A 10,734-nucleotide genomic window follows, 5' to 3' on the forward strand; every position below is an offset into this window, starting at 1 on the left:
GCTTTTAGAAAATGTGCACCACCCTTTTCTATTAATTTTGTTCTTAATTATGTTGTTGTTTACTCCTTTGTTTCGGGGGCTTAAAAAAACGCTTCTTTCCGGGGAAACTTGTTGAGCAAAACACAAGCATATACTTCCCGTATACGGTTAAAAGAGAAGAAAGCGAAAATAAACCTATTTTCCAAGTCTGTTTGTCACAAATACTCTAAACATTCCTCCTATAGCTATGAGAGCAGCAAATATCACATTGGCGTCAGTCACCAGTGGCATGCTTTCTAAACCTCTCTGCCATCGATTTGCTCACCTTTCCGCCTAGTTCTAAAGCATCTTCCTCAGTCATCTTGCTTTTGGATATTATTCCCTGAATCGTGGTTAAGTTTTGAATTTTCCTTTTGATCATTCTCCTTATCGCTGGCGACCAGTCGACTCCAAATTTTTCCATCTTTCTCTTAAGATCCTCAGGAATTTTAATTTTCAACTCAGTCATAGGTATTACGACACCTCCACAGATTATATCTCTTACCGTAGTTTTTAATTATCTATTATTTTGTTGAAAAATAACTTGACATCGTATAACAACCTTAGCTTTGAGAAGCTAATCCACAGTATTTTCATAATCTGCTAATTTTCTTATTCTTCTCAATATTGCCATGAAAAACGTTTTATGATTTGTCTAAGAAGCGCTTGAATGCCTGCAAGAGGAGAGAGATTCATGCCGCAAGGCAGGTGCTCCCCTATGAAGCAGGAACCGAACACTACTGGAAAAAGTCCTAGATGGATAAGTTTCGGACAAAGATTATTTTGCGCAAAGTATTTATTGCAAGACATCTAGTCTATTGTAAAAACTTGGTTGGAGGAGATTGGTTTTGTCTCGTTTAAAGGAGATTAGTGACTGGTGGAAGCCGGATGTCATCTCGCCAGAGAAGGTTAAAAAATTCATTGACATGTATCCGGTGTTTAAGAACGATGTGGATTGCCCGGCTTTCAAGAGCCAGAAAGAGATTGTGGAGATTCAGAACAAGAATCTGCGGAATCAACTGGAACTTTGTGATAAGTATAGTCCCTACTATAGTAACCTGTTTAAGGAGCAGAAGATTGATGTTTCGAAGATTAAAACGGTTGACGACTTGGAGAAGCTTCCCTTAACCACTAAGATGGATTACATGAAGAATTCGGATGGATTTAAGTTGCAGCTGGCGGGTGTTCCTGGCAGAGCGTTGTTTGAGCTGGTTAACTGGAATGTTACGATGACTACGGGCACCACCTACGGTTTTCCCACGGTTTTCTGGAATACGACTCACGATGAGTATTCGTTGTTGCAGTTTCTTATTCGGAGTAGTAAAATCAGCTGGGGTAGTCCGGATGATCGGATTTTTAACTGTTTTCCGTTTGGTCCAGTTCCTCATATTGGTTACCTTCGGGCGATTACTGCTCCATTAGCCATTGGGGCGTCGGTGTGTGCCGGTCATACCGGTATGGCTTACCCAGAGTTTCCAGTGCTTAGGCGGATGGATGAGGCTATTAGTATTGCAGAGAATCACCAGTGTACGATTATTATGGGGATTGCAAGTTATATTCGAAGAATGATTATGCGGGCTGAGGAGTTGGAGGTGGACTTTTCCCATATGAGGGCGATTCATGCTTTGGGTGAACCTTGCCCCAAGGGAATGCGTGAGGACATGCGTCGGAGGATGGAGAGTCTGGGTGCGGAGGACGTTTTCATCCACAACGGTTGGGGTTTCACGGAGTGTCAGGGCAGTCTTAGCGAGTGCACGGAGCTGGGCGGTAATCACAATCCAGATCCCGGCTTGTATTTCCTAGAGATTGTGGATCCAGAGACCGGGGAGAGGAAGGCGGATGGTGAAGAGGGTGTGGCAGCTATTACTCATTTGAATCGGCGGGGCACGGTTCTTCTACGCTACGTTTTGGGAGATATTGTTCGCATGACTCATGAGCCTTGTCCTTACTGTGGTCGGAATACGGAGCGTATTTTGCCGGTTTCGGGCAGCGTCTACGCCACCAGAACTAAGGAATTGGTGAAGTTTAAGGGTACTTTAATTAATCCGGGGCTGCTTAAGGATACCATTGAGAACGTGGGTGGTATTGCGGAGTATCAAATTGTTTTTACAAAGACTGATCCTAAGGATCCCTATAGTATGGATCAATTGGTGCTTAAAGTGGCTCCGGTTGCGGGTGTTAACCGTAAAGATTTGGAGAAGAAGATTAGCGACGCAGTTAGCAAGGCGGCGGAGATGAGTGCCAAAATAGAGTGGGTTGAGAAGCCGAGCGATATCTACGACCCCATGATCTCCCTCAAAGCTACCCGGGTATTGGACGCTAGGCCCCCGTTGGAGTAAGATTCTTTCCATTCCCTTCTCTTTCTATTTTATTTTTTGTTTCTTTTTCTCTTATTTTATTCTTGTTTTTATTTTTGTAGTGGTAGGTGGATTTTGTATTCGATGGTTTCAGATATCCAGTTGGCTTTGAAGCCCAGTTTGTTTGTGATGTGAATTATTCTCTTGTTTTCGGGGTTGATGTAAGCGAATAGTCCTTTGATGCCCATTTTTCTGGCTACTTCTATGGTGTATTGGAGGAGTTTGGTTCCTATTCCTTTGTTCTGCCAGTGGTCGTGGACCACCATGGCGATCTCCGCTTCCCCAGTAGCTTGGTCCACATAGAATCGGGAATCTGCGATTATTTCTTGTTCCCCGTTTCGGTTGACTATTGCAACTAGTGCCATTTTGTCCCGGTAGTCTATTTCAGTCCACTGTTCCACCAGCCACCTGGTGATGGGTTTTCGGGTTAGGAAACGTAGGTAGTTTGTTTCTTTGGAAAGTGAGGCATACATTTGGTACAGTTTTTCTCGGTCTTCGGGTTTTAGGGGTCTTACCAATACTTCGGTTCCATCATTGGCTTTGATCACTGTTTGGAACTGTTTGGGATAGGTTCTGCTGCTTGTCACTGTGGGAACCTCTAGGAGTAATTTTTACTGTGAAGCTAGGATAAATAAGATAATAAGTTCTGCACCATCTAAAGGGCTTTACTTCAATGGTGCTAAAATGGTTAAACATATTCTCTATTTGAAGTTATTAAGAAGTTTTTTCTGGTTTCTTTCCCTCGGTAATTATCCAAGGGCTTATAGGATTTTTCACTTCTGCGATACTTTGGAAGTGTGGATGCTTGAAATGTGAGTCAGCGGAATAGATTCTGTTAACAATTTCTTTTAAGGGATAGGCAACCAAGTAGTCATAGATGTGAATATTTGATTTAGCGCTGTCTTTTACCGCGCTTACGACTGCTGGAAAGTCTAAGGGCTTTACGAAAAATTTTCCTTTCTCAAAATCCTCTAATAACTTTAACCTTAAATCGACACTCAGATTTGATCTCCTAAGCACTTCTAGTATTTCACTGACCTGATAGCAACTAACAGCAATTCGTAAATTGGAGTCACCTATTATGGAGGATAAGAATTCCCTTGCCAGTTTATGGATTTCCCAGAATGGTTCTTCAATGGGTTTAACTAGAGCGAAATGCCAGATATTTGTGTCTATTAGAATGAAGCTAGACATCTTCTATTTCCTCAGCCTTTATCATGTCTTCGATGCTTTGCCTTTTGGGAGACTTTAGCATTTTAGTTACATTGAGTTCTTTTGATATTGGGCGTCTTATTCTTATTTCGTCTCCAAAAACGGTTGCTTCACAAGAACCATTCTCAGGTAATTTTGCTTTCTCTATAAGCTCCTTTGGGAGGTAAATTTTTCGACCAATTATTTTTACCTTCATTTTTCCAATCAATTTACCAAATATATTACCAAATATATAAGAATATCGTACACGCCAGCTTAATCAAAGGTTTGGCATCTAAAACGGCCTTAGGCTTCGGATTCTTTCTTCAAATTCCCTTTTTCACTCCTCCTCATTTCCTCAATCTTCTGTGAAGATTGTCTTATTTAAAACCTATTTTTCGCAGATTCTGCGAGGTTATTCTTATGGTTTAACCCTTTTCGGAGTGAAAGGGGGAAATTATGCGGGCTTCTCAAATATAATTAGCATGATTATCAAGAAAGAACTTCAAACAATTTAAGAGAACATCGAACTCTACTATAGAATTCACAAATGTGCGAAAAATGGGTTAAAAACTTCTTTATACACTCCAGCCATCTCCGATAATTTGGGCACCGCAATCATTTTAATCGCATTGCCCTCATGGATAATTAATAGTTTGTTACCCTTAACTATGTTTAATTCCTTTCTTAACCGGTTAAAATTACCATCTTGCCTTTTGAAGTCACGGTGATAAGTTCAACCAATTTTATTTCACTTTATAAAAATTAAAAGGTTCAAATGAAGAGGAGTTTCTATTCATTAAATAGATCTTCTAAAATTCTCTTTCTTTGCCCTCCATATATTTATTTAAATATTCCAAGATATGTGCCCTAAAAGAGAAGAAAATATAAAATAATACACTTAACTCTCTGTTTAGGGAAAATCGCTAAAAACACTTTGACTCTGGTTAAATATGAAGTTTTTAGGGTGGAGATGATGTCTGATCGGATTGATTTGTCTTTTCTGGATCGACCGGAGATTCTGAGTTTTATTTTCTATCCTCGAAGGGATTTTGGAGAGTCTCGGTTAGGCACCACTCACTTCATTGAGGTTGAGGAAGGAGTTGACATAGGCTGCCGGTTTTATTTGAGTGGGAAGAATAATCCTTCTATTCTCTACTTTCATGGAAATGGTGAAACTGTGGGGGATTATGATTATGTTTCACCCAGTTTTAACCGCAGGAGAATCAACCTTTTTGTGGCTGATTATCGGGGATACGGGCTGAGTGATGGTAGTCCAACCATTTCTAATTTAGTAAAAGACGCCCACCCCGTTTTTAAAGGGTTTAAAGAGATAATTGCCCAAGAAAAATGCAGAAACAGCTTATTCCTGATGGGACGTTCTCTGGGAAGTGTCCCAGTGGTGGAGTTGGCTCACCATTATCAGGATGATATTAAGGGGTTGATTATTGAGAGTGGAGCTGCGAACACTTTTAATATTCTTTTTAACCTCTTTGGATTTGAAATCAGTCCTTCCCTGAAGGAAAAATTGGAAGCGGCTTCTAACAAGGCGAAGATCCGAGAAGTCCATATTCCAACCCTGATCATCCACGCCGAACAGGATTCACTAATACCCCTCACAGAGGGAAAAGCCCTCTACGAAAACTCGGGAGCAAAAGATAAGGAGATCTATATTATTCCGGGTGCTGACCACAACACTATATGGCTGGTGGGAGGAGAAGATTACTACCAGAAAGTGGAGGAATTCGTCAAAAAATATGGCTAAAAACACTTAGAGCTCGCTTTGGAATTTTTTATATCCCTTTAGCCACTGTTTCCCGCAGAGTGACGATTACCAATAATTCGTACAGTTTTTCCAGGGTTCCGATAAATAAATCTATATTTTCATTACTAGAGTTTATTTGTTAAACACAAGTTTTATATTAATTATTTCCCCTAAATATTTATTAATGGAGGGTTTTTAATGAGTGGAAAAAAAGAAGTTATTTGGATGAGTGGCCTGGAGCTTGCCAGCGCCATAAAAAAGGGTGAATTATCTCCAGTTGAGGTTGTGGACGCTTTCTTTAAACGTGTGGAGCAGGTGAATCCCAAACTTAACGCCTTCATCACTCTCACTGAGGATAGTGCTCGGAAAGAGGCTGAGAAAGCGGAAAAGGCAGTTAAGAAAGGCGAAAAACTGGGACCACTACACGGTGTTCCCGTGGCAATCAAGGATAATATGCCGGTTAAGGGTGTTCGCACCACCTGGGGCTCCAAGCTCTACGCGGACCACATTCCCAAAGAAGACTACGTTCTGGTGGACCGGTTAAAGCGTGCCGGAGCCATCATAATGGGTAAAACCAATGTGCCGGAGTTCTGTTTGATTGGCATCACTGAGAATCCGCTTTTCGGGGTTACACGTAATCCCTGGGATACTAGCCGTACACCTGGTGGTAGTAGTGGGGGTTCTGCGGCTGCGGTGGCTAGCGGCATGGCTCCCATCGCGGTGGGTAACGACGGTGGGGGTTCCATTAGGATTCCCAGCTGTTTCTGTGGTCTCTACGGTTTGAAGCCGCATCTGGGGCGTATTCCAAGGTGGCCTGCGCTTCCCGGCTGGGAAACTCTCTCATCTGAGGGACCCATTACTAGGACTGTTGCGGATGCTGCGATGTTGATGGATGTGATGGCTGGTCCTGATGACCGGGATTATTTGTCGTTGCCTGCGCCGGGTGTGAGCTACTTTGAGAATTTGGAGAAGGATGTTAAGGGTAAGAAGTTTGCCTACAGTCCGGATCTGGGCTACGCGGTGGTGGAGCCAGAGATTGCAGAGATAGTTCGAAAGGCGGCTTTCGGCTTTGCGGATCTAGGCTTCGAAGTGGAGGAGGTGAAGCTGGAATTTCTGGACATGGGACCAGACTGGGTTAACCAAATAGTTTGCGAGACAGTGGCTGCGGTTGGGGATCGTATGGATGAGTGGAAGGAGGTTGGTTATCCTCCATATTTCGACTTTATGTGGCTGGCGGATCACCTGAAGGGCACAGACTATGTGAAGGTTCAGTACAAGCGGAAGGAGCACTGGGACCGGGTTATGAAGGTTTTTGAAAAGTACGACTTTCTATTGACTCCCATGTTGCCAATAGCTGCGTTCCCTATAGATATAGGAATGGGTCCTAATGAGATTGCGGGTCAGGCTGTGGGGCCTACGGGCTGGGTGCCTTTCACCATTCCCTTCAATATGACGGGTCAGCCCGCTGCTTCTATTCCCTGCGGTTTTACTAAGGAGAATCTTCCAGTGGGTCTTCAAATAGTGGGCAACCGCTTCGACGAACTTGGTATACTCCAGGCTTCTAGGGCGTTTGAAAAAGCGTTTCCATGGAGGGATAAAAAGCCCCCGATTTGAACCGATTTTCACTACTCTTCTTTTCTTCTATTTTTGTTTTTTCTTTTCAGAATTCTATTTCTTCTATGGTTTTTTCGGTTGGCCATTTCCACGCCGTTTCTGTTTCAATAACTCCCTTTCTTTTAAGTTCCTCTCTGAGCTTGGCTGCTGTGTTTTCCATGAATTGTTGGGTGTCGTAGATTATGATTCGGTGTATTAGGAGTCTAGGAGGTATGGAGGTTTTCTGTCAGCAACTTTTGTCATCTCTTCAGGCGTGTACCATATTGATTCCACTCCTATGCCAGTCATGCCTTGTATTTTTGTTTTGTACATTATTCTTTCGAAATAGTCGGAGGGTAGGTCTTTGATTACTGCTAGGAGGTCTATGTCGATTTGATACGCTTCGTCGAATCGAGCTTTTCCAGCAGCAACGGAGCCGAAAACTAGTATGGCGACAACTTTTTCACCTAATTTTTCTAAGAGGTTTGAAACGTAATCTTCTACCATTTTTTATACTTTGGGTGCTTAATTCTGGAGTAGTTTGGATAACTCAACGTTGACCCTCCTTAAATCGGATTGCATGTCTGGAAAAAGTTTCTGATTCTCCAATAGATTAACATAAATGTTGGTAAGGTCGCTGGTCACACGGATCAGTTCCAGAGTTTTGTTTTTGTCATATACTTCTTCGGGACGCAGAATCGTGGTAGGGGTTTCAGTCCCGTATCTGGGCATCGTTCCCTGTTCCTCAAGAATCTTTGCTTTTGAAATAATTTGGGAGAGTAGCTTTTTCTGAGATTCTTTAAGTGCTTTCTCGTCTAAAAAATTTTTAATAATTGGTGGGTTTGAGGGCTTTTTTGAATTGGATACCTAGTAGAAAAATGAGACCTTTAGATAAACGCTCAGCAGCGGTCTGAGCTCTAAAAACGGTTGCAGCAAAATCCTCTGACTCAAAGTTTCTAGTCACCCTCTCTAAATCGCTAATGGCCATAAGAATCCACACCCTAGCTCTCTCAAAATTCGCTACCAAAAAACCACCAATTAAAGAACTTCAATACAACTTAAATTCTTAACCTACAAAATAACACATCATATTATGAAGATAAACGTGTTATGGTACCTTAAAAATTGTGAAAGTCTACTATAAGGGTTCTGCGGTTTTCAGGAATTTTTCCACTTCTCTCTCTGTGGGTAGGCCACTTCGGGCTCCGAAGTATTGGCACTTTATAGCTGCAACGGCGTTTGCGAATTGCGCAGTTTTGTCCAGGCTCCAATCGTGGAGTAGGCCATAGAGGAAGCCCCCATGGAAAGCGTCTCCCGCCCCGGTGGTGTCTTTAACCTCCACCATGTATGCCGGTTTTTTCACCACCTCTTTTCTATTTGCCGCTACACATCCCCCACCTCCCAGAGTGATGGCTACGGTGCTGGGACCTATTTCCAAGAGCTTTTTTGCGGCTTCCTCAAAGTTGTCCTCACCCGTTAATCCCTTGGCCGCAAGCTTGCAGGGGATGAAAACATCCATGGGTTTAACGAAGTTTATCACATCCTCTCGTGTGAGTCCGAAAATCTCCACTGCTTCCAGAGAGGTGCTCAAATCGAAGGAAACCAGGGTTCCCTCCTCCTTTGCGATCTCCGCTGAGCGGATCGCGGAGTGCGGATTTATCCCGTCAAGGTGAATTATTTTCGCCGAAGCAATGTAATCTCTGAGAGGCTCCACATCTTGGGGTGACATAAAAGGTGCGGGTCCCGGATAGTGGGAAATCTTACGATCTCCCTGATTGTCCACTTGGATGAAGCTTAGAGGCGAGCCAAAGTCTTTATCCCTTATTACTCCCCGGGTGTCGACTCCCACCTTTTTAAATTCATTTAGTATGTCGTCGCCGAAGCTGTCTGCGCCGATTTTTCCTATGAATCCCACTTTTGCTCCCAGACGGGCTAGTGCCACTATGGCGTTAGCGGCTACCCCTCCGAAGTGCTTCCCATATTCTAGGGTCACTACCACCTCGTCCACCTCAGGAAATTTAGGAACCTTCATCACCAGGTCCACGCAGCTCAGCCCGATGCCTATAACATCGAAAATCTTCCCAGCCATCTTTAAAATCCCCAACAGTTAAATCACAGGGAAATTTATTGCATATACCTTATTCAAATACTTATACCTTTCTTCCCCAAATTCCTATTTGAGGCGTGAAGTTTATTAGTGTGTTGAATAGATGTTTTTCATTGTTTGTTGGTGGAGGATTTTTTCATGGATAAACCTAGGGTTGGTGTATTGACTGTTACTGATCCCCGTGAGGAGTTTTACGAGCGGATGCTTAAGGATGGAGTGGACATGAGGGAGCTGGAGCGGTTACTTCACACCGAGCTTATAAAACTGCTACAGGACGGGGGTGCAGAAGTAATCGACGGGGTAAAAGCAGATTCCAAGGAGAACGCCTTAGACATCGTCTCCGGACTGATCAAGCTGGGAATTGAGTCTCTCATACTATGTGTTCCGGGATGGACCTATCCCTCAATCGGCGTGGTGGTGGCTAAGAGCGCTGAGACTCACTCGGTTCCGGTTCTGATGGTTGCTCCCATGGCTCTCAGCGGACCCCTAGCCCTGAAGGGCGCATTTGACGATGTGGGAATCAAAGCCAAAACCATTTTTATAAGCGGGGCTATAAACAATCCAGAGGCGGTAAGCGAAGTCCTGGCCTTTGTAAAGGCAGCCACTGCGGTTAACCGGCTACGAGGCTCAACCATGGGAGTGATCGGTGGCCGCTCCATGGGCATGTACACCGCAACCACGGATCCCAGTCAGGTTCAGAGAATCTTCGGCGTGGATCTGGAACACGTTGACCAACTGGAATTGATTAGGGAAGCTGAAAATGTTCCCAGGGAAGTGGTGCAACAGTACATGAAGTGGCTGCATGAGAACTGTAAAGTGGTTAAGGATGGAGTGATAGTCACTGAGGAAAAATTGGAGAAGCAGGTGAGAAGCTACGTTGCTGCAAAAAAGTTGGTGGCCAGCATGGGTTTTGACTTTGTGGGGTTGAAGTGTCAACCCGAGCTCAGCGACCGGTTCGTGAATCAGTGTTTGACTCCCACTTTTCTCAACGACCCCTATGATGCTGAGGGATTGAAGGATACCACTGCCTGCGCTTGTGAGGCGGACATAAATGGCGCACTCACTATGCAGATTCTAAAACTCTTAAACCTGGGAAAACCAGTGTACTTCGGAGACATATTATTCTGGAACCAGGATGAGAAACTGTTTACAGTTGCGAACTGTGGTGGGGCCGGCACCTGGTTCGTGAAACGCTCATCGGAACCCGAGGAGAATCTCCGGGGAATTCAGCTCGTGCCTCAGGTTCAGGGAAAGGCGGGAGGAGCAGCAGTGTACTATGTCGCTGAGGAGGGAGTGCCGGTAACCTGGGCCAGACTCAGCCGTGCTTACGGGGAGTACCAAATGTTCATCATTAGAGGGCGGATAGTGCGGAGCGAAGCTTTCGAAGGAGCTTTGAAGTGGCCCACAATGAGCATAGCTGTGGAGGTGGATCCCAATGAAATTCTTGAGTTTTACTCCAGTCAACACATTCAACTGGTCATAGGAGATGTATCAAGGGAAATTCTGGAATTCTGCAGACTATTAAACATAGTTTCCATAATCTTCTGAGATGGATTGATAATTATTTTCGGTTTAACAGACTTATATAAAACTAGGCAGAACCTCCTTGTGGACATCAGTGGGATTCACAACAGTAGAAAGATTTAATGATAAATAATACCATTCTTGGACTTTAATCATGAACCCAAACATCCGCAGAGATG

The 10,734-nt window shown here is 43.8% G+C and carries 12 protein-coding genes; 4 read left to right on the plus strand and 8 right to left on the minus strand.

Translation table 11 applies throughout. The annotated features are described in order from the left end of the window. Positions 1-253: 253 nt before the first annotated feature. A complete protein-coding gene (locus ACUVXA_RS10205; protein WP_445871153.1) occupies positions 254-487 on the minus strand; it encodes a hypothetical protein in 234 nt (77 codons plus the stop codon). 379 nt (positions 488-866) lie between these two features. On the opposite strand from ACUVXA_RS10205, the gene ACUVXA_RS10210 reads away from it, so the two are divergent. Beyond that, positions 867-2,357, plus strand: a complete 1,491-nt coding sequence (locus ACUVXA_RS10210) for a phenylacetate--CoA ligase family protein (protein WP_445871154.1) — start codon at positions 867-869, stop codon at positions 2,355-2,357. 68 nt (positions 2,358-2,425) lie between these two features. Here the strand turns inward: ACUVXA_RS10210 and ACUVXA_RS10215 are convergent, their stop codons facing one another. The 3 genes from ACUVXA_RS10215 to ACUVXA_RS10225 form a co-directional block, all read right to left on the minus strand. Next, positions 2,426-2,962 carry a GNAT family N-acetyltransferase gene (locus ACUVXA_RS10215; RefSeq protein WP_445871155.1) on the minus strand — a complete coding sequence of 179 codons (537 nt, stop codon included), beginning with the start codon at positions 2,960-2,962 and terminating at the stop codon, positions 2,426-2,428. A gap of 127 nt (positions 2,963-3,089) precedes the next feature. Then, the gene (locus ACUVXA_RS10220; RefSeq protein WP_445871156.1) at positions 3,090-3,569 is read right to left on the minus strand and encodes a type II toxin-antitoxin system VapC family toxin; all 480 of its coding nucleotides are present in this window, start codon (positions 3,567-3,569) and stop codon (positions 3,090-3,092) included. Next, complete coding sequence (locus ACUVXA_RS10225) at positions 3,562-3,783, minus strand: hypothetical protein (protein ID WP_445871157.1); 222 nt, start codon at positions 3,781-3,783, stop codon at positions 3,562-3,564. The genes ACUVXA_RS10220 and ACUVXA_RS10225 overlap by 8 nt, the downstream gene beginning before the upstream one ends. A 756-nt stretch (positions 3,784-4,539) precedes the next feature. Between ACUVXA_RS10225 and ACUVXA_RS10230 the strand changes: the two genes are divergently transcribed. Then, positions 4,540-5,331 (plus strand): alpha/beta hydrolase, encoded by a 792-nt coding sequence (locus ACUVXA_RS10230; RefSeq protein WP_445871158.1) that lies wholly within the window; start codon positions 4,540-4,542, stop codon positions 5,329-5,331. 198 nt (positions 5,332-5,529) lie between these two features. Next, on the plus strand, positions 5,530-6,945 hold the full coding sequence (locus ACUVXA_RS10235; protein ID WP_445871159.1) for an amidase: 1,416 nt from the start codon (positions 5,530-5,532) through the stop codon (positions 6,943-6,945). A gap of 195 nt (positions 6,946-7,140) precedes the next feature. Here the strand turns inward: ACUVXA_RS10235 and ACUVXA_RS10240 are convergent, their stop codons facing one another. The 4 genes from ACUVXA_RS10240 to ACUVXA_RS10255 form a co-directional block, all read right to left on the minus strand. Beyond that, positions 7,141-7,431 (minus strand): hypothetical protein, encoded by a 291-nt coding sequence (locus ACUVXA_RS10240; protein WP_445871160.1) that lies wholly within the window; start codon positions 7,429-7,431, stop codon positions 7,141-7,143. An 18-nt stretch (positions 7,432-7,449) separates the two neighbouring features. After that, positions 7,450-7,656: a hypothetical protein gene (locus ACUVXA_RS10245; protein ID WP_445871161.1), complete on the minus strand. Its 207-nt coding sequence runs from the start codon at positions 7,654-7,656 to the stop codon at positions 7,450-7,452. 94 nt (positions 7,657-7,750) lie between these two features. Next, positions 7,751-7,951, minus strand: a complete 201-nt coding sequence (locus ACUVXA_RS10250) for a HEPN domain-containing protein (protein WP_445871162.1) — start codon at positions 7,949-7,951, stop codon at positions 7,751-7,753. Positions 7,952-8,062: 111 nt separating this feature from the next. Further along, entirely contained in the window at positions 8,063-9,013 is a 951-nt protein-coding gene (locus ACUVXA_RS10255; protein WP_445871163.1) for a carbohydrate kinase family protein, read from the minus strand. A gap of 156 nt (positions 9,014-9,169) precedes the next feature. Here ACUVXA_RS10255 and ACUVXA_RS10260 point away from each other — a divergent pair, with 156 nt between their 5' ends. Further along, on the plus strand, positions 9,170-10,579 hold the full coding sequence (locus tag ACUVXA_RS10260; protein WP_445871164.1) for an L-fucose/L-arabinose isomerase family protein: 1,410 nt from the start codon (positions 9,170-9,172) through the stop codon (positions 10,577-10,579). Positions 10,580-10,734 lie beyond the last annotated feature (155 nt).

The sequence above is a fragment of the Candidatus Jordarchaeum sp. genome (assembly GCF_052745115.1).